Source organism: Psychrobacter sp. AOP22-C1-C5, from assembly GCF_052378885.1.
GTDB lineage: Bacteria > Pseudomonadota > Gammaproteobacteria > Pseudomonadales > Moraxellaceae > Psychrobacter.
The window spans coordinates 494,742-515,392 of record NZ_JBQSYC010000001.1; the positions used below are offsets into that span (position 1 = coordinate 494,742).

The 20,651-nt window shown below is 43.1% G+C and carries 18 protein-coding genes; 5 read left to right on the forward strand and 13 right to left on the reverse strand.

Annotation, left to right across the window (positions count from 1 at the left end; all coding sequences use genetic code 11):
* Positions 1-21 precede the first annotated feature (21 nt).
* The 3 genes from kdpC (at position 22) to ACT3TH_RS01935 (ending at position 4,299) form a co-directional block, all read left to right on the forward strand.
* Positions 22-699 carry a potassium-transporting ATPase subunit KdpC gene (gene kdpC / locus ACT3TH_RS01925; protein ID WP_444754159.1) on the forward strand — a complete coding sequence of 226 codons (678 nt, stop codon included), beginning with the start codon at positions 22-24 and terminating at the stop codon, positions 697-699.
* A gap of 64 nt (positions 700-763) precedes the next feature.
* The gene (locus tag ACT3TH_RS01930; protein WP_444754160.1) at positions 764-3,505 is read left to right on the forward strand and encodes a DUF4118 domain-containing protein; all 2,742 of its coding nucleotides are present in this window, start codon (positions 764-766) and stop codon (positions 3,503-3,505) included.
* A gap of 104 nt (positions 3,506-3,609) precedes the next feature.
* Entirely contained in the window at positions 3,610-4,299 is a 690-nt protein-coding gene (locus ACT3TH_RS01935) for a response regulator (protein WP_444754161.1), read from the forward strand.
* Positions 4,300-4,393: 94 nt separating this feature from the next.
* Here the strand turns inward: ACT3TH_RS01935 and modB are convergent, their stop codons facing one another.
* The 11 genes from modB to surE form a co-directional block, all read right to left on the reverse strand.
* Entirely contained in the window at positions 4,394-5,101 is a 708-nt protein-coding gene (gene modB, locus ACT3TH_RS01940) for a molybdate ABC transporter permease subunit (protein ID WP_444754162.1), read from the reverse strand.
* Positions 5,102-5,194: 93 nt separating this feature from the next.
* A complete protein-coding gene (locus ACT3TH_RS01945) occupies positions 5,195-5,686 on the reverse strand; it encodes a molybdenum cofactor biosynthesis protein MoaE (protein ID WP_444754163.1) in 492 nt (163 codons plus the stop codon).
* Between the two features lie 47 nt (positions 5,687-5,733).
* Positions 5,734-6,015: a MoaD/ThiS family protein gene (locus ACT3TH_RS01950; RefSeq protein WP_444754164.1), complete on the reverse strand. Its 282-nt coding sequence runs from the start codon at positions 6,013-6,015 to the stop codon at positions 5,734-5,736.
* A 76-nt stretch (positions 6,016-6,091) separates the two neighbouring features.
* Complete coding sequence (gene moaC / locus ACT3TH_RS01955) at positions 6,092-6,613, reverse strand: cyclic pyranopterin monophosphate synthase MoaC (RefSeq protein WP_444754165.1); 522 nt, start codon at positions 6,611-6,613, stop codon at positions 6,092-6,094.
* 25 nt (positions 6,614-6,638) lie between these two features.
* Positions 6,639-7,349 carry a molybdenum cofactor guanylyltransferase gene (gene mobA, locus ACT3TH_RS01960; RefSeq protein WP_444754166.1) on the reverse strand — a complete coding sequence of 237 codons (711 nt, stop codon included), beginning with the start codon at positions 7,347-7,349 and terminating at the stop codon, positions 6,639-6,641.
* On the reverse strand, positions 7,342-7,872 hold the full coding sequence (moaB, locus tag ACT3TH_RS01965) for a molybdenum cofactor biosynthesis protein B (protein ID WP_444754167.1): 531 nt from the start codon (positions 7,870-7,872) through the stop codon (positions 7,342-7,344). Before moaB ends, mobA begins: the two co-directional genes overlap by 8 nt.
* A gap of 65 nt (positions 7,873-7,937) precedes the next feature.
* The gene (moaA, locus tag ACT3TH_RS01970) at positions 7,938-9,029 is read right to left on the reverse strand and encodes a GTP 3',8-cyclase MoaA (RefSeq protein ID WP_444754168.1); all 1,092 of its coding nucleotides are present in this window, start codon (positions 9,027-9,029) and stop codon (positions 7,938-7,940) included.
* Positions 9,030-9,163: 134 nt separating this feature from the next.
* A complete protein-coding gene (locus tag ACT3TH_RS01975) occupies positions 9,164-10,459 on the reverse strand; it encodes a molybdopterin molybdotransferase MoeA (RefSeq protein ID WP_444754169.1) in 1,296 nt (431 codons plus the stop codon).
* 427 nt (positions 10,460-10,886) lie between these two features.
* A complete protein-coding gene (locus ACT3TH_RS01980) occupies positions 10,887-12,194 on the reverse strand; it encodes a lytic murein transglycosylase (protein WP_444754170.1) in 1,308 nt (435 codons plus the stop codon).
* A gap of 113 nt (positions 12,195-12,307) precedes the next feature.
* Positions 12,308-13,117 (reverse strand): peptidoglycan DD-metalloendopeptidase family protein, encoded by an 810-nt coding sequence (locus tag ACT3TH_RS01985; RefSeq protein WP_444754171.1) that lies wholly within the window; start codon positions 13,115-13,117, stop codon positions 12,308-12,310.
* A gap of 93 nt (positions 13,118-13,210) precedes the next feature.
* Complete coding sequence (surE, locus tag ACT3TH_RS01990; RefSeq protein WP_444754172.1) at positions 13,211-14,104, reverse strand: 5'/3'-nucleotidase SurE; 894 nt, start codon at positions 14,102-14,104, stop codon at positions 13,211-13,213.
* Between the two features lie 593 nt (positions 14,105-14,697).
* Here surE and ACT3TH_RS01995 point away from each other — a divergent pair.
* Both ACT3TH_RS01995 and ACT3TH_RS02000 read left to right on the forward strand, forming a co-directional pair.
* Complete coding sequence (locus ACT3TH_RS01995; protein WP_444754173.1) at positions 14,698-15,135, forward strand: MCR_0457 family protein; 438 nt, start codon at positions 14,698-14,700, stop codon at positions 15,133-15,135.
* Between the two features lie 608 nt (positions 15,136-15,743).
* Positions 15,744-16,910: a D-alanyl-D-alanine carboxypeptidase family protein gene (locus ACT3TH_RS02000; protein WP_444754174.1), complete on the forward strand. Its 1,167-nt coding sequence runs from the start codon at positions 15,744-15,746 to the stop codon at positions 16,908-16,910.
* Between the two features lie 93 nt (positions 16,911-17,003).
* Here the strand turns inward: ACT3TH_RS02000 and ACT3TH_RS02005 are convergent, their stop codons facing one another.
* Entirely contained in the window at positions 17,004-18,941 is a 1,938-nt protein-coding gene (locus ACT3TH_RS02005; protein ID WP_444754175.1) for a sensor histidine kinase, read from the reverse strand.
* A 172-nt stretch (positions 18,942-19,113) separates the two neighbouring features.
* Entirely contained in the window at positions 19,114-20,535 is a 1,422-nt protein-coding gene (gene der / locus ACT3TH_RS02010) for a ribosome biogenesis GTPase Der (protein ID WP_444754176.1), read from the reverse strand.
* Positions 20,536-20,651 lie beyond the last annotated feature (116 nt).

Below are 20,651 nucleotides of genomic sequence, written 5' to 3' on the forward strand. Positions count from 1 at the left end.
ACGATACGGATGATAACGACTATGCAATCTAACAACTCTATGCAACCTACGCCTTCTGTCGATTCAAAATACTCACAAGCTGATGATAATGGGATTTCTGAATTTGATCATACGGCCACACGTATGCCTATGCTCAAACCCGCTCTGTCATTATTTATAGCATTGGCTATCATTTTAGGTTTATGCTATCCCTTATTAATGACTGGAGTCGCACAAGTAATAATGCCGAGTAAAGCCAATGGTAGCTTGATAGAACGCAACGGCAACTTGGTTGGTTCGACGCTAATCGGTCAACGCTTTGATCAGCCAGAATATCTGTGGACTCGCCCATCAGCTGCGGGAGATGGCTATGACGCTGCCCAATCGTCGGGCAGCAATTTAGGTCCACTGAATCCTGAGTTAGTAAACAATGTAGCGGCGCAAATACAAAAACTTAAGGGGGCTGATCCACAGAATACGTCCCCTATCCCTCTTGATTTGGTCACGATGTCGGGCAGTGGTTTGGATCCTCATATATCACCAGCAGCAGCTCAGTGGCAAGTCAATAGAGTTGCCCGTATACGGGGAATCAATAGTGAACAAGTACAAAAAGTGGTCGATGATAATACTGAAGGTCGCCAGTTTGGTTGGTTCGGTGAGCCGCGAGTGAATGTATTGGCTGTAAACTTAGCGTTAGATGAGCTGTCTGGCATTAAATAGTTTAAACAGTGAAATAGGCAGTGAGCATGATGATAAGTGAGCGCCATGATAAGTGAGTATAAGCATGAGTGATCAGCGACCGAGTCCAGAAGATTTATTACAGCAAATAAAGCAGCAAGAAGACACGCTGAGTAAAGGCAAACTAAAAATCTTCTTTGGGTCTTCAGCAGGCGTTGGAAAGACTTATGACATGCTTTCTGCTGCTCAAAGAGATCAAGATCATGGACTTAATGTCTTAGTCGGCATCGTAGAGACGCATGGTCGCAGTGAGACAGCGGCATTGCTAGATGGATTACCAATACTGCCCTTACGTCAATTCGAGTATCGAGGACAAATATTAGCAGAGTTCGATATTGATGGTGCTTTAGCACGTTGTCCAGATATTTTACTGGTAGATGAACTGGCTCACAGCAATGTCCCTGGGTCTCGGCACCCAAAACGTTGGCACGATGTTAATGAGCTACTAAAAGCAGGCATCAGCGTTTATACCACTGTCAATGTTCAGCATTTAGAAAGCCTAAATGATGTGGTCAATCAAATCACAGGTGTCGTTGTTCAAGAGACCATCCCTGACTGGTTCTTTGATCAGGCAAATGAAGTGGTTTTGGTCGACTTGCCAGCCGATGAACTACTAGCACGGCTGCACGAAGGCAAGGTATACATTCCAAGCCAAGCAAAACACGCCATAAAAAATTTCTTTAGAAAAGGCAACCTGATTGCTCTACGAGAGCTGGCCTTGCGCCGAACGGCTGATTTGGTCGATGCGGATATGCGAGACTACCGCAATCAATCTCGCATCTCCTCCATTTGGAATACAACAGATCAGCTATTGGTGGGTATAAGCACGCGAGAGCACAGTGAGCGCCTTATACGTCATGCCGCAAGACTCGCTAGCAGTTTACACTCTCAGTGGTATGTGATTTACGTAGAGACGCCGCGAAGTCCTTATAAACTCTCTCAAAACAAGCAAAACGTGTTAGAAGCGTTACGCTTAGCAGACGAGTTGGGCGCAAAAACAGAAATCATCAGCGCCATTACGGTTGCTGAAGGTTTAGTCAGTTATGCCCATCAATTCAATATTGGACGCATTATTATTGGACAGAACCAAGGCAAATCTTATTACAATGGCTCATTGGTTAAGCAAATCTCAGCGCAAGATTTGAATTTAGACTTGATACTCGTCAACCAAACTAAAAAGAAAAAAAAGCTGACCGGCGAGCGCCAAATACCTTTTTGGAATATCTCTGACTTGTCCTCGACCGACAACCGTACTGGTTATTTGATGGCCGTATTGGGTTGTACCCTCGTCACTGTTAGCCTAGTAGCGCTGACTCGCTGGTTCGATTTGGCGAACGTGGTGATGCTTTATTTGTTGGTTATTGTTTTCATTTCAGTTCGCTTCGGACGAGCGCCCGGTATATTTGCCGCGCTTTTGAGTGTTATCAGTTTTGACTTGTTTTTTGTAGAGCCCAAGCTGTCTTTTAGCGTGAGCGATGTACAGTATCTGGTAACCTTTGCCGTCATGCTCGTTGTCTCATTAATCATTAATAATTTAGCAGTGGGATTACGCTTTCAAGCTCAGAGTGCGCGTAAACGTGAACAACAAGCTATTTCTATGAGTCATTTGGCTCAAAACTTAAGCGCCGCCCGCAAAAATGACGAGATTATCAGTCAATCTGTTGTTTGGTTGACCAAGCATATCGCTAGCAAAGCCATCATAGCTATGCCCAATGCCGATGGTAAACTGAACATCGTCTCAGAGACAAGCGTCCCATCAGATTTTAATTGGAATGTGACGCACTGGGTATTTAATCACAACGAAAGCGCGGGACTAGCAACTCACACCTTACCTGCTAACGCTATGCACTATCGGGCGCTTGCTACCTCCAGTCATGTCCTTGCCGTATTAGCATTGAGACCCACAGACAGTGACAATTTTAATCAGCCCGAGCAGCAACGAACACTTGATGTTGCCATTGCTCAAATCACTTTGGCTTTGGAGCGTGTGCATTATGCAAAAGTCGCACAAAATGCCCTTATTAGAGTGGAATCAGAACGTCTGCGTGGATCATTACTATCGGCCTTGTCTCATGATATTCGTACGCCCATTACCGTACTGTCCGGACTAGCAACGTCTCTTGCGACACAAAACCTAAAAATCGACGAACAAAAACAGCTGGCGGTCGATATCGAACAGCAAGCCAATGTCATTCAACGATTGGTCATCAACATTTTAGATTATGTAGCGCTACAATCTGGCGGCATGAAACTAAATAAGCAATGGGTGAGTTTGGAGGAAATCATTGGCAGCAACATACGCCAACTTGAACCTTATCTACAGAATCGTCAGATTAAGATAGACATTCCTCATGAAGTAGACTTTATCTATACTGATGAGCTCATTTTATCGCGGATTTTAAACAATCTATTGACCAACGCGATTAACTATACTCCAGATAATGCGACTATTGACATTCAAGCAACCCTCGATCAACAACAAAACTCTCAACGCAATCAAAAATCGCTATGCTATCAAATAACAGTAACCGACAATGGCAAAGGCTTGCCTACAGGTATGGAAGAGCAAATATTTGAACGTTTTACACGCGGTGATACTGAAAGTAGTACGACAGGATTGGGTCTGGGGTTGGCATTAAGCCGAGACTTGGTCAAGCATTTGGGCGGCACACTAAGTGCGAACAATGTACAGCCGCATGGTGCACAATTTGTTATAGTACTACCGTGGGAGCCTTTGACAGAAAAAGACATGTTTACTGACAAATTTATATCGAGAACCTCCGAATAGCTGCCAGCTCAGAAAAACTATAAACCCACTCTATTCAATACTTTTAGAAACATTGGAACCTTGCTTACCGTCCCAATGTTTCGTAATTAGTAGATACCATATCTATGAAAACCATTCTAATTATCGAAGACGAAGCCCATATCACCCGATTTATAAAATTCGCGATGGAGCAAGAAGGTTATCAAGTCTATACAGCAGACAGCTCAAGCAGAGGATTGATAGAAGCTGCCTCTCGGCGTCCAGATTTGCTTATCTTAGATTTGGGTTTACCGGATGCCGATGGTTGTGATGTCATCACAGACATCAGAGCGTGGTCTTCGCTTCCCATTTTGATATTGTCAGCGCGTAGTGATGAGCAAGATAAAATCAAAGCATTGAATTTGGGCGCAGATGATTACCTAGTAAAACCTTTTAGTATGGGCGAGCTGATCGCCAGAGTGAACGCTCATATGCGCCGCTGGCAAGTAGGATATGAGACGCCAGTTGAGTTGGTGCTTGGTAATGTCAGCATTGATTTGGCACAAAGACAAGTCAGCAAAAATGGCGAAGATATCCATCTGACACCGATCGAATATCGGCTACTGACCGTACTGATTAAACACGCTGAAAAAGTTATGACTCATCAGCAACTATTGACCGAGGTATGGGGTAAAGGGCACAATCATCAAGAGCACTATGTGCGCATATTTATGTCAAACTTGAGACAAAAACTAGAAGACAATCCTTCTAGACCTGAATATTTTTTAACTGAAATTGGTGTGGGTTATAAGCTTCATATCCCTAAGCGTGAATAAGGTAAAAGTTTTATCTTTAAACTTTTGTACTTAAGAAATAACCCAATGTTCAACAATTAGAACCAAACAGTTATTATATCTATCTATAATCGCTTTAATCTATTGAACGCTGATTCATTCGACTGACACTGGCAATCAGAGCAACCATCACCACTCCAACAATAATGAGAATGCCTGACATCATGTGCGCCGCTTCGTAATTGAGCGCTTCAACTTGCTCGTATATCGCAATCGACACCACTTTAGTCTCCCCTGAAATGCTGCCGCCTATCATTAGCACGACGCCAAACTCACCAATGGTATGCGCAAAACTAATCAATGCGCCCAGCACTATACCAACGCGTACTTGAGGCAAAGCTACCCTCATAAAACGCCTTAGAGGACTTGGCTCTAACAAATGAGCCATCTCCATAACGCTTTGCGGAATACGCAAAAACTGGGCATAAACAGGCTGAATATAAAAAGGCAGTGAGTAAATAATGGAGCCAATGACCAGACCTTCAAAAGTAAAAATCAAAGAGGCAATATGATAGTCATTAAGCCACTTCCCAATACCCATGTTAGGACTGAATAACAATAAAAGATAAAAGCCGATGACCGTAGGCGGTAAAACCAGTGGCATCGCAATGATGCCCATAAGTAAAACTTTGAGACGTGATATGCCTTGCTTACGACTGGGTTTCGCAAGCCAATATGCGACGGGGGTTGCAAACAATAATAAACATAAGGTGGTCACGCTCGCAAGCTTGATACTTACCCAAAATGGACTAAGCAAGTCTGACATAAGCGACGGATCTATCATAATGTCACTGCTCGTTCCATGGGTTGTAACTCAGTATCAATGATGGACAATGAATGCAAAAGCAGTGGGTGCTTGTCTAGCAATTGTTCTTTTTTAGCCGTTGTTGCTTAGCCATTTAGAAGAATCATCTTCGTAATACTCTTGCTTCCAAACAGGAATATCGGCTTTAATGGTGTCCAGTATCCAGCGGCAAGCATCAAATGCAGGATAACGATGCGCAGAAACCACGCCAACCCATATGGCCACATCGCCGATATCTAACGCACCGATACGATGTATGGCAATGGCATGCGTAATCTCGAAGCGCTTTTTGGCTTCTTCTATAATGGCACGACCCTGATTGAGCGCTAGATCCTCATAACCATAATAAGTCAAACGATCAACGCTTGTGGCGTTGTTATGATTGCGTACTCTACCCTCAAAACATACAAAAGCACCACAGCTGTCATCATCGAGCATGTCTTTCAGTCGACTTTCATCAATGTCGGTATCTAATAGCGCAAAACCATCACGTTCGGCGAGCGCATACACTTCCTCAGTACTGCGTTTGATAGTCATGGAGTGACTGTGGACGTTATCTGTCATTTGTTTTCTCTATTTATCATTTTTTAATATGAAGCTTTCTACTAAAACTAACCACCTGCGACTGGGGTAATAAATACCACATTGTCACCGTCATTAATCTGATCAGTCCATTTTGCAAAATAATCATTGATTGCGACTCGCAGCTCTGACTGCGGACGGCTGAACCGATGCTTTTGACAAAGCTGTTCATACAATTCAGTCAATGAAGTCGACTGCTGTACAGTGACGGTTTCTTGTTGGCAATTGGCTTCATCCGCTAGGCTCGCGAAATACAAGACATTGATGTTCATCGTCGATTCGGCGTTTACTTCTACAGCATTCGTACTCATAAAACCCTTCCTTTATATAAGCGGTCTTGCTTGATGCTAATCACATGTTTAATCGTTGAAACGACATTTTATCGATTTACGCGTGCTTATAATCTGATTTGCCACCCGTCTTATTGATGAGACGAACATTATCAATAATAATGTCATGTGACAACGCTTTGGTCATGTCATAAATAGTCAAGCAAGCAACGCTAACAGCCGTCAATGCTTCCATCTCAACCCCTGTCCTGTGCGTGACTTTGACAATACCAGTGACTGTAATACTGCTAATTGCATCGTCATAAGCAAAGGTTAAACCTATCTTATCCAACGGCAACGGATGGCAAAGCGGAATCAAATCGTGGGTGCGCTTAGCTGCCATGATTCCTGCGATATGTGCGGTTTGGGTGATACTGCCCTTTTTAGTCATGCCATCAGCAGCTTTTATTTGCTCATATATCTCACTTGGAAAGCGTACTTGCCCCGTAGCAGTGGCCTCTCTTGTCGTTGCTGTCTTACTGCTCACATCGACCATGGTAATATCACCATTACCGTCCAAATGCGATAAGACAGATTGGTTATTTTTCTGATTGTTCATTTCTTGACTGTCAATATTCATTTATTATTTCTCTCGGTAAGCCTTTTTATAAATCGCTCAAAGCCATACAAGCACGTGCAAAGTCTTGCGGCGTATTAAAATTGGTCAAATACTGCCAGTCGTTTGCAAACGGCACAGACTGTACGACAGGCTCAATAAAAGACATGACCCTGCGCTGACCACGATCAATATATTTTTTTAAATCAGGCTCAATACTCAACTTATAAATGCCTAACAATGGATATAAATGGCTATCATCGGTTAAGCAAATTACTTTTTTATCCACGGCCTGTGCTATTGATGACTGGAGCTTCTGCCACAAATCCATAGCAGGTATCAAGCTATCACAACTAATAACAAACAGCCACGATGACTTATTCTGTTGTGATGCGCCTGAACCATCCATCTTTAACAGCGTTTGCAACGCTGATTCAATCGCAACCAATGCCCCGCCATTATCACTCTTCTCATCGTTTTTATTGGCATCGTCATTATTAGGCTCATAATCAGCAATGTAAGAAACGAGAGGACGCGGTTTGTTTAACATCAGATCTGAATGTATGTGAAAGCCACGCTCATTATCTGCAATCATAATAGGCACATTCAAATCTAATGAATGACGAACATGATAATCAAGCAAAGTCTCACCTGTTGGTAGCGTGAGCTTTGCTTTGGGTGTGCCCATTCGTCTAGACGCGCCGCCAGCTAATATCACTACTCCCGCCAAGATATCTGATGGAATTGAGTCTTCAATCATGGCTAGGATTTTGCGCCATAAAATGGGGCACAAAATTACACGGACGAGTACGGCTATCGAACTGCTCTTTTAGAATATTTTCCCAGCCTGTACGGCAAGCTCCAGATGAGCCAGGTAAACAAAATATGCCAGTGCCATTCGCCATACCAGCGACCGCACGCGACTGCACGGTTGACATACCGATCTCATCTTTTGAGATTAAGCGGAACATCTCACCAAAGCCATCAATGGATTTATCAAATAACACTTTTACGGCTTCTGGCATACTGTCTCTGATAAAAAACCCTGTACCGCCAGTCGTGATCACTGCATGGACTTTTGGGTCTGCAATCCAGCCGCTGATGACTGCTCTTATTTGATAAATATCATCAGTAATAAGCTTGCGATCTGCCAAATGATGCCCAGCTTCCATCAAGCTGTCTGCCAAGTATTGTCCCGAAGTGTCCTCCGCGAGCGTGCGACTGTCAGACACGGTCAATACAGCGATGTTTAGTGGAGTAAATTGCGCAGCAGGCTTGCTCATAGGTATTCCTTATTAGACTTTTTATTCAGTAAAGATACGATGGTCCCTAATGTTTTTTAGCCAACCTAACCACCAATGATGGATAGATTGTGCATGATGCCACTATCTGAATCATGCAGATGATGGTGCTCAGGCTTAATGGGCATAAAATTGTGTAACGTACTGACCAATCCTGCGATATCATCTGCCTGTAGATACTGGCGAATGTCATAATTGCCCTGATCAAATAAGCAAAGGTGTACCTTTCCTTGACTGCTCACCCGCAGACGATTACACGTATCACAAAAATGTGCCGCATAAGGGGCAATCATACCAATGCGACCTACATAATCTGGATGACTGTACTCTACTGCTGGACCATCGGCACTACCGCGCTCATGTGGCTGCCAACCATGCTCTAATAGATAATCAATAATCGTGTCGGAATGAGCATGTTGGGCGAAAAACAAATCGCTATTATCACTGGTCTGCATAAATTCAATAAACCGATAAGTAACGGATCTGTCTTTTACATAGTCGATGGCTTGCAGTAGGTTTTCAAAGGCCGTTTCTGCCATCAATAGACTATTGACCTTGAGTTTAATATCTGTGGTTGCTAACAATGTATCCATGTCCGCAAGTAGTTGCGGCAAAGTGTTAAAGCCCGTCATCTTATAAAAAGTCGCTGCGTCAAAGCTGTCCATACTGATGTTAAGCTGATCTAAGCCTGCTGCCTGCCAGCTTGCTAAATGCTTACCAAGCTTGTAGCCATTGCTGGTCATGGCAACGGTTTCGATGCCTTTTGTTTGTTTGATGGTTTCAATAATTTCGACGACATCTCGCCGAATAGAGGGTTCACCGCCAGTGAGTCTAACCTTTTTGGTTCCTACTTGCGCAAAGCCTCGTATCAAGGTAGCAATCTCAGGGACGCTGAGCTCATCATCAGGACGCTTGCCTTGATAACCATTCGGCAGACAATATTCACAGCGAAAGTTACAAAAATCGGTGATAGATAGACGCAGATAAGTGAGCTGACGGGCAAATCCATCAGTCAAAGGCTGATTCGCTTGATCAATCGGCTCAACCACAGACGACGATAAATAACCCTCGGCTATATCTGGTACGGATGTAGGCGAATACCACTGGGCACTGCCTGTTTTGATGCTGTCATCACTCATATTTTACTGCCATTAGTAATGCCTATTTTAAGCATCACCTTATTATTCGCGTTTAGCCTACCATTGTATGGCTGATTTTCAGTTTTTCTTCAGTTTTTCTGTAGTCATCTTATATCAATTTGGCAAACGATGAATTAAGTATACAACCACGAAAAAGGTTGTACCGTCACCATACTGCTGGCTGAGATATCGCCACTATCCTGATCTAAAACCACAAAACAATTGGCTCGGCTAAGCTGCTTGATTCTGTGGGACTGCTGACCTGAAAAACACTCAACTTGGTAACTGCCTGCTTCGTTTTGTGACAAAAATCCGCGCTGAAAGTCTTTACGCCCAGCCGACTTTTTCACATCATTGGTGAGTGTCGCTTTGATACTCAATTGTATAGGTTGCTCTGCTGCTCTAGCGCCTGACATTTGCCACAACCCTGGTATCACAAACTGTAGCGCGCCAACCACTGTAGATAAAGGATTACCCGGTAGACCAAAGTACAAGACAGGCTTATCGATTCCTTTGTTCAATTCTCCAAACACAAAGGGTTTGCCGGGCTTCATTGCCACCTTATAGTGATTGATCTGCCCCAACGTCTCAATGACCGTGGTCAAAAAATCATAATCACCCACTGACACGCCAGCCGTCGAAATCAGCACATCGCAGTCCTGCATGGCGTCGTTGATAGCGGCCATCGTTTGCTCTAAATTGTCAGGAATGATGCCATAATCGCGAACACTGATTGGTAGATCGGACAATAGACTTTTAAGCGTTGGTGTATTGGAGTTGTATATTTGCGCTAAGCTGGTAAGCTCATTGCCAATAGCAACGAGCTCATCACCAGTGGCTAACACGCCTACCGTCAATGGCTCAAATACTTTAATTTGGCTAATACCTAAGTTTGCCAGTAAGCTGATATCAGTAGGATTGAGACGTTTGCCTGCTGACAAAACTGCTTCACCCGATTCAACTTCTTCGCCTTGTTTACGAATATGATTGTTGATCTGAGCGGTTTGTTTGAGCGTTATGGTATAAGGTTTTGACTTATCAAGCGTGTCTTTTATTTCCGCAAAATTGGTATTTTCTTGCATGATAACCGTATCACAGCTATCTGGCACTACAGCTCCCGTAAATATACGCACGCCCTGCCCTATAGCTATCTCACCTGTATAAGCACAGCCCGCTTGCGACTCGCCGATAATCTCGATCACACTGTCTTTTGTAAGCTCGCTTCCTTGGCCGATCGCATAGCCATCCATTGCCGACAAATTTTGTCTTGGTATATCAAACGGTGAAGCAATGTCCTGAGCCAAGATTTGATTACGACTTTTTAGTAGATCGCAGGTAGTGACGGCTCTTTTTTGTAGTGGAAAATCGTTATTGTTATAAATATCTATGCGTTGTTTTATCGCAGACTGCAATGCTTCTATGGTAATCATAAAGGTATACTCTTGTCGTTGTTCTCATTATTCGCCTATCAAAAACCTATGATCTAGAGTTTATCACTCTCAGTACAAACTTTCTTGTATCAATAGTCTATTTAAAAGTCTGGCACGGTCAATATTTTTTTGGCGAGCATGTGTTTTTGAAATCGATATAATGGTAGGGCTGTCTTTTTCACTATAACCAGTTTGAGTGTGTCTCGGTACTGGCGTACTCTTTATTTAAATAACTTAAAAAAGTCGCAGATTTTCGAAAAGCTATTGTAGAGTAAAGCAAAAAAGCACCTTAATAAGGTGCTTTTTTGTTGTGCATATTAGGATCATACAGGCAGTTTGAAATAAAACTTATACGTTAATAACAGCATTAAAAGGCGTTATTAAAGATAATGGCTACCGAAGAGTAAAATAGCCCTATCAATTTACTTCACCATGACGCTAATGAAGAGGCACTACGCTGCGTGATAAAACCATCTGGTGTTTGACCGTTATCCGCTTGCCAGCGCTGGAATGCCTTACGGGTATTGGTGCCAACGATGCCATCAGCACCTTTTGTATCATAACCTGCGCTGGTCAGACGCTGCTGCAAATTACGCACTTGAGCGGTTGATAAGGGACGCTCATAGCGCGGCCATGATTTTTGCAACCCACCTTGACCAGCAAGCGCTTTACCCAGCAAGCTGACACCCAATGCATAACTAGAAGAGTTGTTATAGACTTTGATGGCATCGAAGTTCGGACTGAGCAACAGTACTGGGCCATCTTTGCCAGCAGGTAGCCACAACTCCATCTGTGTATTGGCGTCTAAATAGACATCGGCGATTGTATCCACACCCATGGCTGCCCATCTAGCCGCAGGTTGCTTAGTTCCCACTGTAGAATAATCAAATGAGGTAGGAACAGTCACTTCATAAAATGGTGCTAGACCTCGAACCCAACCTGAGTTACTAAGATAGTTAGCCGTAGAAGCCAAAGCATCCGCTGTCGCCCAAGGGTTGCGGTGACCATCACCATCGCCGTCTACGCCGTGTTTAAGCCACGTGTCAGGGATAAATTGCGTCTGTCCCATTCCGCCAGCCCAAGAGCCATCAAGCTGCGACCAAGACACATCCCCACGTTGCAATAACGTCGCCAAGGACAATAACTGAGTTTCGGCAAACTCCTGACGACGACCATCATAAGCAAGGCTGGCAAGAGAGCTTGGCAAACTGCTGTTACCAGTCACCGCGCCATAAGAGGATTCCATACCCCATATCGCCGCGATGATGTCTGCATTAACGCCATATTGTGACTCTAATTGCGATAAAAAGGAGCGTTGCTCGGCAAACTTACGCTTACCCGCGCTGACGCGACCATCTGATACAGCTGAATCCACATACTCCCAAGGCATTTTAGAAAACTCTGGCTGCCCTGAGTCTAATGAGATGACTTGTTGATTCAAATAGGCTGAATCGAGCAAACGGCGAACCGTTGTAGCATCATTACCTGAAGAAATCGCTCGCATAGAAAAGTCTGATTTCCAATCAGAAAAGCTATTATAGCTTGGCTTTGCGACTGGCTGCGGCTTAACAACGACTGGCCGCGGTGTTGGCTTTACTTGAATGGTTTGAGTCTGTGTGACCTCAACGCTGCCTTGACGCACAGGTTTGCTCGGCTTTTGCATGGCCTGTTGGCTCGTACACCCGACCATCACTAAGGCAGGAAAAAGAGCGATATAGTGTTTTTTTACAATCATAAAAATCTCAGGTGTGAATAAGTAAATTGACGCAAATAAAGCGACGTAACTAAAAGGACTTATTTTTATTACGTCACTCAATCAACCAAGCAATAAAAAACATCGAATCAAACTTAACGCCCCAATACTGCACGTGGATCAATAGGATTGCCGTTTAGACGCACTTGGAACTCCAAACCTACTTGATTGGTTTGGCCGCTGCTACCCATATTGGCAATACGCTGGCCACGTTGTACTGCGTCGCCTTCTTTAACCAGTAGCTGGCTATTATGAGCATAAGCCGTAATATAGTTGTCACTGTGGCGAATCATAATAAGATTGCCGTATTCTGGTAGGCCGCTACCTGAGTAAAGCACAGTTCCAGATTGACTGGCAAGCACTGGATCACCGACATTACCAGCAAACCACATACCCATACTGCCAGCTGCCGCATCAAAATTGCGAACCACTTGATTGCGACTTGGGTATTCATAACCTGAGGTTGCGTTGGCAGTCACTTCGTACACAGGGCTTGAAGCGTTGTTTACAGGCGCGCTCATAACAGGAGGTGTATACGTTGGCTGTGACACTGTTGGGGTAGATGTGTTATAGCGATTGTCGTTGGCGTTCATCGCAGGCGTGCCTTGCCACAGCTTAAGCCATTGACCACTATAAATCGTATACTTACTGTCTAAACCATTGAGCGCACCAATTTGACGGTAATTAAGACGATAACGCTCAGCGATTTGGCTGACTGTATCGCCACGCTGTACGCGATGATAATTAGGAACGCCTTGAGCATTGGTGATAATTTTAGGCCCAGCTTGGTTGGCTGCTTGGTAAGTAGGCTTGGTTGCACAGCCCACTATCGTCAATGTTGCTGCCGCCATGGTGCCAATCAATGCCATCTTTGCGAAATGAGATTTCGCCGTAAGCTTTTTCATACAAGATTTCCTATTCTTTATGTTACTTGCAAACTCCTTGTGTCACTCACAAGCACTTTGCTAACTTTAATACCGTTTAGTATTGTCGCCAACTTACAAAAACAACGCGGAAAGCTCGTCCAACGTGTTGGTTGGCGTATGATGTAGTCGTACTGGAGACAAACTGATATAACCTGCTGCCACTGCTTGGTCATCCGTCAATTTTATAGCAGATGATTGAGCGCCTGTTTCCTCTGCTGCTTGAGAAGCTGTTTGTTGAGGCAGCGTCTTTTGATGTAACAGGTTTTGGACTGATAACGACTCTTTTTCGATGTCTGCTGACAACTCATAAGGACGTTTACGCAAAGATAACCAGTATGCCTCTCGCCCGCGTGGGTCGATAACAGCATGTACAGGACGCGCAATTTGTCTGTGCGCCAAAGACGTTATCTTTCTACCTTTGATATCATCGGCACTCTCAACATCAGGAATATTAACGTTTAATACGTGATAGGGCAAATTTTTGCAAACATTCAGTATTGGCGTTTCTGTCAATAATTTAACAATCTCATTAGCCGCCACTTGATACTGACTGACCTGCTCTTGCATTTTACCCTTAACACCGCCGCCCACCAGCGAAGTTGCAATAGCTGGTATGCCAAAAATCTGTGCAGTCAACGCTGCGCCAAAGGTGCCAGAAAATAAAACATCCTGACCGAGATTGGCGCCTGAATTGATGCCTGTAATTACACAGTCGAACCGAGTTTGTGGATATAGCTCGTGTAGTGCCAAATAAACACAATCAGCAGGTGAGCCATTGACAGCGATAAAGCCAGAATCCAGCTGTTGCGTATATAGTGGTGTTGAGATACTCAATGCACTAGCACAGCCACTTTGCTCAGTCATTGGCGCGACCACGACCACCTCTGCAATAGTAGACAATGCTTGATATAACGCCAACAATCCTGGAGCATATACTCCATCATCATTACTAATTAAAACTCTCATTTCCACCCATTGTATTTATACTTAACCTTCATTCACTTGTGAGCGTCATCATCATAGAATTGATATAATCAAATGTGTGAATGGCAGCTGTCTTGTTTGACTGGCTTTGGACACGACAATACAAAGCCAATATAAAATTTAGAAAAATCGCATCACCATATTGTGAAATAATTATCGCGAAACCGTTATTGCAAAATGATAATACCATAGTGATATGACAGGGAATATGGGTAATCCTACTATGCTAAATTACAACTCGATGTTGAATTACAGCTTGATAGTACGACAACCCAAATCTCGTCTTTATTTAGAATCTATGTGACATGCTATTTTACGGAATACTTTATCAGTATTTTTGTCGTATAAGTAGCAGCTGGAATACAGAACCACACTTACAATAGGCAATAACTCACAACAATATAAACTTATACTTTTATGCTGACGTAACTTACGCGTTTATACTACTGTTATGTTGCTAAGATAGTGGGTTAGCTCACAAGATATCTACACATAAATCAATATTTTATGTGACTTTTGTTTTTTTACCCATTAACATATGACCATCAAATAAAGATAAGTGAGTGTAATACTGAATGAAAAATCAATCGATATTATCTATAGCTTCTGTGATAGCAAAAACCGCATCAAAAGTTGGTTTTGCAGGACTGATAACGTCTGTTGCCATGTTTTCTCAAGCATCTCTTGCCGCAAGCAATTCTGCGACAACCATACCTCTAGACATGTCTGGTATCAACATAACCAAACATGAAATTGCGGTTATGCAAGTGCTGTCAGAAATATGTCCACCGATGCTTAATGGCAAACAAAAACAGCGCTTCTATAAATCTTATACCGTACAGCTTCATGAGTTGATGCCGTCATTGGAAGACCCGAAAGCCGCTATCCAATACTTATCAACTCAGCAAGATTACCGTCAAATATTGCAAGGTATTCGTAGCTGGACGATGGGATTCTCAAAACAAGAGAACAAAGCACTGTGTGAAGATTTGGCAGATGCGCAGTATCAGTAACGACACGATGTAAGTGAGCCTTAGCAGTACAATGTTTTGGCTTGCATAGCTTACTCATATTCTTTTTTAAATGTGGACTTTTTCAAATACGTCCTCTTTTAAGAAGCGTTATGTTAAAAATCAGTGTCAGTGCTAGACTGATAATGCCCGCTATAATTAACGACAATAAGATAACGGCATTATTGATCTTGAGACGTTGAGTAAATACGGTAAAAAATAAAATTATTGGCTTATTTACTGAGTCTATACTGCCAAAAAGCTTGCTGTTATTCCGTTCAAAACGACGGATGATACAGCAAGCTTTTTTGTGCTGGTTGGATTTGCGACGATAGAATTACTGTCAAAGCCTAATAATAGTAAACGTTTAATAATCATTGGGCATTGTTTTTAATTTGGTTCTTTTTTTTGCATTTATTGTTTCCCCATCGGTTACCATTTTGCTAAGATAAGGCGTTAATTTTATGTCTGTCGCTCAGTCGTCACCGCTTTTCTTCCTACGTTATCTTTTGACATGATATTTGATGCATGTTGCTTAGAATAAGGGATAAGAGTGATCACTGGACATAAGCGATAGATACATTTGGTTTCATGATGCGGTGTAACGATATATGACAGTAAAGCGTGTAAAAAATCAGTTTGTACAACTGGTAGTTGGTGTGAGTATTTCAATGAGTGCAGTGATGGCAAACGCAGCCATTCAGCCACCTGAGATGGATAATACCGCTTATGTATTAATGGACTATAATACTGGCGAGATTTTGGCACAAAAGAACGCCAATCAGTCGCTACCACCAGCGTCCCTAACAAAAATGATGACCAGTTATATCATTGAGCAACGCTTAGCATCAGGTGATCTCAAAGAAGACGAACAAGTATTGATGAGTCAAAATGCTTGGTGCCGTGGTAGTAGCAGCCAGTCTTGTATGTATGTGCCAGTGAACAAAACAGCGAGCGTCATCGACATGTTACGCGGTATCATTATTCAATCAGGTAATGATGCTTCAAAAGCAATGGCAGAGCATATCGCTGGTAGTGAAGCATCATTTGCCATCTTGATGAATGAACAAGCCGAAAAGCTTGGCATGGAAAACACAAACTTCGTTAACTCTACTGGTATGCCTGACGACAATCACATGGCATCTGCTTTAGATTTGGCCAAGCTTTCTCGTGCTATCATCAAAAACAGCGGCGACTATTATAGTATTTATGCTGAAAAAGAATTCACTTACAACGGTATCACTCAAGGTAACCGTAACGCTCTGCTGGCAACCGACCCTACTGTTGATGGTCTAAAAACAGGCCACACTGATGCTGCAGGCTACTGCTTAGCTGCTTCAAGCAAACGTGAAGACATGCGTCTGATCTCGGTTATTATGGGCACAGACAGCCAACAAGCCCGTGCTGATCAGTCACGTGAACTGCTTAACTGGGGCTTTGGTCATTTCACCACGGTAACCAAAGCACCTGCTGGACAATTCGTCAGCAAGATACCAGTATGGTTTGGGGACACAAAAGAAATAGAGCTGGTAACTGGTGATAATTTACAGATTTTGACCAGCAAAACGCAAAAGAATAAAATCACTACTGTGGTTGATATCCCTGAAAGCTTAGAAGCACCTATCAAAAAAGGTCAAGAAATTGGCAAAATGATGGCGGTTATCGATGGCAAAGCGGTGGCATCAGTACCTATCGTAGCGACTAGCGATATTGAGCAGTCAGGCTTTATGAGCCGCACTTGGCAGCGTCTGGTACGCTGGGTACAAAACCTAATGTAAAAAGCATAAATCCCCTTGTGCTTAATAAAAAAGACGCCCATTGTTAAGGCGTCTTTTTTATGTCCGTATTCACTGAACGATTTGGGTACGGTATCATGTCCATACCAACCAGCGTTTGAGTAAATCATCCAACGCTTTGTCCTTAAAAGTTGCGCTCTGACAGTAATCGATGCCTGCTGCTTTTAAACTGTGTTCAAAATCGTCTAAATACCGTGCTTGGTTCTGTGGATACCAGTATATCAATAAAGCCCGATGCTTATTTTCGAAGTGGCGGATACGCTTGGCCAACGCTTCTGCTTTGCTTGGCGCTATATCTTCTGCAAACATCACCATATCGACTTTCTTTGCACTCATGTCGTCTATTACCAATTCTTCATGCTGGCGATAGATAACCGTAGCACCCAAACGCTCCAACTCATTCGCTAAAGAGCCAGTTTCATGATAGTAATAATAGATCACAGTCAATTTGGTCAATGAGCGCTGCTGCCGGGATTGGCGCTGATTAGGCATCGCTACCGTCAATATAAACTCCGTACCTACGCCTAATGCACTCTCAACTTCTATAGTAGCACCTATGAGCTGAGCCAGTTGTTTGACCACTGGTAAGCCAACACCCGACCCCTCATACTCGCGAGTATTTGATGAATCCACTTGAAAAAATGGGTTAAAAATATCATCAATATAATTATGATCGATGCCAATGCCTGTATCTTTGACACTAATTTGCCAACGGTTACTCTTATCAAAATGCGTCAATTGCGAAGTAAGGGTCACCTGCCCCGCTGGCGTAAATTTAATCGCATTGCTAAGCAGTATTGACAATATCTGTTGTATTTTTTCTGCATCACCTTCTAAGTTATAGTCTATATGATGAATACGGCTGACTAGCTCAAGCCCTTTTTTTTGAGCAATTGGCTCAAACGTTGCCAGCAGATCTGCCATCAACTGTAATGGGTTAAGCTCACTACAATTAATACTCATCTGGCCTTTTTGTATTTGATTCAACTGAATAATATGATCAAGCGACGACACCAGCTTATCACTACCATTAGTAATAATTTGGACAGCGTCTTTTTGCTCTATGTTTAGAGTTTCCTGATCCAATAGCTGCAAGCCACCCACGATGGCGTTCAGTGAGGTTTTTAACTCATGAGTGATCATACTTTGAAAATTGTGGAGCTGCACATCAAGAGACAGATCTTTTTTATGGAGTTGCTGCTCAAAAACAGCAATCGCTTCATATTCTTCTCTGGCATTTTGCAAGCGACTAAACAAAGCCGTAAACGTCTGCTTAATCTGCATCAGTTCTTGAAAGTCGAACTGCTGGGGAATAACAGGCAACTGCTTGAGATCGGGGGTTTTTAGGACGATGTCACACGCGTCTGTCAAAGTCTCTATGTCTCTGACTGGCCAATTGAGTTTACGTAAAATGTACAACGCCCCAAGAACCGTTAGTATCATGGTAATCAGCCATAGCAGCACAGTACTTTGGAACCAATACAAGCGCAGTTTACTCACATCTAAAGTAATATTGATGTAACCCACTAACGCGCTATTGTCCGTACTGTCATCAGTTTCTGACGACTTACTCATACTATTTAATAAAGCGGCTACTGATTGCTGATTGCTAATAGGCGTTTTAAGCTTACTTTCATCACCAATAAAGTGACTGATGACTGGGTAGTTAAAACTGACAGTATCTGCAAATAAAGCATTTTCCCAATCTTTCCTTGATTGATTGGCATCCTCAATGGGCTGAGGCGTTGAATAAAATAAAATGCTTTGAATACTCGGTTCAGTTTCTAACAAAAACTGCACTTGCTCAGCCACAACATCAGCGCCATCAGCTGTTGAAGCGCTGGTGGTTAATAAAGCAGCAAATTGTTGGATGTGGCGACGCTTGTCTTTATAGTGATGCAATAAACCACAAACGAAAGACAATAAAAACCCTGCCAACACAGCCAAGATGATGGCTTGTACGACAGAGCGCCAGATAAGTGTAGGAATGGTTTGAAACGGACGGTTGGTCATATCACTCAACTGGGCCAAAACAACTTTTAACTATACTACAGTTATTTTTGAAGTGTGATAAGCGAAACATTTAGGTATTTAATAGGATAAAATTTAAGTAGGGTTGAACAAAAGCAACTTTATCGTGCGCGATCGCACGATAAAGTGAATAACCGATCAAGAAGCCTAATAATTAACGAGGCTTTTTATCTTTAGTGGTGAACTTTTTCGCCCGATTACGCTCACGTTGACGCAACTGCTGCGTCTTCGCTTTGGTTGGTGTATCGCTCTTATTGGCATAAGGATTTTCATTTTGCTTGAATATGACATTGAGCGGCGTGCCTTCGAGCTTGAACACTTGACGGAACTGGTTTTCAAGATAGCGCTGGTAACTTTTAGGTAGCGCACTGGTTTGGTTACCATGTATGACAATAACAGGTGGATTGTGACCACCGATATGAGCATAACGCATTTTAATACGGCGACCAGCAACCGTTGGTGGCGGATTGGCAGTGACCGCATCTTGCAAAATCTGAGTCAAACGATTGGTTGACACTTCAAACATAGAGGATTTGTAGGCACGTAAGATAGAAGGATATAAATTACCCACACCCGTACCATGTAGTGCAGATATCAGATGCACTTTTACGTAGGGTATAAAATTAAAGCGGCGATCCATCTCAATTTTAATATAGTCTCTTTGATCTTGTGTCAGACCATCCCACTTGTTAATGGCAACGACAAGAGCGCGACCTGCATCAAGCGCATACCCAATCATGTGTAAGTCTTGATCGACAATGCCTTCATGAGCATCAATGACAATGACCGTGACGTTAGAGTCTTCGATCGCTTGCAAGGTTTTGATGACAGAGAATTTTTCTACTTTTTCATCAATTTTACCGCGGCGACGTACACCAGCTGTATCGATCAATACGTAGTCTTTACCCTCACGCTGATAAGGAATGTAGATACTGTCGCGCGTGGTGCCAGGCATATCAAAGACTACCACTCGATCTTCACCCAACAAACGGTTCACCAATGTCGATTTACCGACGTTTGGACGACCGATGATTGCAAGCTTTAGACCTCTTGGCTCTACGATATTTTCTTGTTCTGGCATGTCAGCCGTCAATACTTCAAGCAAGTTCCCCACACCGCGACCATGACTGGCAGCCATCGGGTACGGCTCACCCAATCCCAATGCATAAAATTCAGCGGGCGCGGCATCATGGACACCATCGACTTTATTGGCAACGACATAAACAGGCTTGCCAAGGGTGTGTAAAAACTTACCGATTTCGGCATCCGCACCAATCATGCCAGCACGAGCATCCACGACAAATACAATAATATCTGCTTCATGAATCGCAGTATGCGATTGCTCAGACATATAATCATCGATATTACCACTGCCATCGTCTGCCTCACCAATACCCCCAGTGTCTACAACAATGAAGGATTTGTCTTCATAGGTAGCATCGCCGTATTGACGGTCACGAGTCAGTCCTGATAAATCAGCAACCAATGCCTGCCGACTTTTTGTGAACTGATTAAATAAGGTGGATTTACCGACGTTTGGACGACCAATTAAGGCGACCACAGGCTTGATACTCATGGGTTACTCTCAGTGAAAGGCATAATGACGGACGGTACAGTGACGCCTAAAAACAATCGCGAATAAGCTGTACTTGACCGCAAATTAAAATAAATGATAAAACATTAGCAAAAATA

Bases quoted from the DNA above. Each gene is read 5' to 3' on its own strand.
- modB (WP_444754162.1), bottom strand. From the start codon at position 5,101: ATGATAGATCCGTCGCTTATGTCAGACTTGCTTAGTCCATTTTGGGTA.
- ACT3TH_RS01950 (WP_444754164.1), bottom strand. From the start codon at position 6,015: ATGAGTACGAATGCTGTAGAAGTAAACGCCGAATCGACGATGAACATC.
- surE (WP_444754172.1), bottom strand. From the start codon at position 14,104: ATGAGAGTTTTAATTAGTAATGATGATGGAGTATATGCTCCAGGATTG.
- ACT3TH_RS01975 (WP_444754169.1), bottom strand. From the start codon at position 10,459: ATGATTACCATAGAAGCATTGCAGTCTGCGATAAAACAACGCATAGAT.
- ACT3TH_RS01985 (WP_444754171.1), bottom strand. From the start codon at position 13,117: ATGAAAAAGCTTACGGCGAAATCTCATTTCGCAAAGATGGCATTGATT.
- moaB (WP_444754167.1), bottom strand. From the start codon at position 7,872: ATGAGCAAGCCTGCTGCGCAATTTACTCCACTAAACATCGCTGTATTG.
- ACT3TH_RS01935 (WP_444754161.1), top strand. From the start codon at position 3,610: ATGAAAACCATTCTAATTATCGAAGACGAAGCCCATATCACCCGATTT.
- ACT3TH_RS01995 (WP_444754173.1), top strand. From the start codon at position 14,698: ATGAAAAATCAATCGATATTATCTATAGCTTCTGTGATAGCAAAAACC.
- ACT3TH_RS02005 (WP_444754175.1), bottom strand. From the start codon at position 18,941: ATGACCAACCGTCCGTTTCAAACCATTCCTACACTTATCTGGCGCTCT.
- ACT3TH_RS01930 (WP_444754160.1), top strand. From the start codon at position 764: ATGAGTGATCAGCGACCGAGTCCAGAAGATTTATTACAGCAAATAAAG.
- moaA (WP_444754168.1), bottom strand. From the start codon at position 9,029: ATGAGTGATGACAGCATCAAAACAGGCAGTGCCCAGTGGTATTCGCCT.
- der (WP_444754176.1), bottom strand. From the start codon at position 20,535: ATGAGTATCAAGCCTGTGGTCGCCTTAATTGGTCGTCCAAACGTCGGT.
- kdpC (WP_444754159.1), top strand. From the start codon at position 22: ATGCAATCTAACAACTCTATGCAACCTACGCCTTCTGTCGATTCAAAA.
- ACT3TH_RS01945 (WP_444754163.1), bottom strand. From the start codon at position 5,686: ATGACAGATAACGTCCACAGTCACTCCATGACTATCAAACGCAGTACT.
- mobA (WP_444754166.1), bottom strand. From the start codon at position 7,349: ATGATTGAAGACTCAATTCCATCAGATATCTTGGCGGGAGTAGTGATA.
- ACT3TH_RS01980 (WP_444754170.1), bottom strand. From the start codon at position 12,194: ATGATTGTAAAAAAACACTATATCGCTCTTTTTCCTGCCTTAGTGATG.
- ACT3TH_RS02000 (WP_444754174.1), top strand. From the start codon at position 15,744: ATGACAGTAAAGCGTGTAAAAAATCAGTTTGTACAACTGGTAGTTGGT.
- moaC (WP_444754165.1), bottom strand. From the start codon at position 6,613: ATGAATATTGACAGTCAAGAAATGAACAATCAGAAAAATAACCAATCT.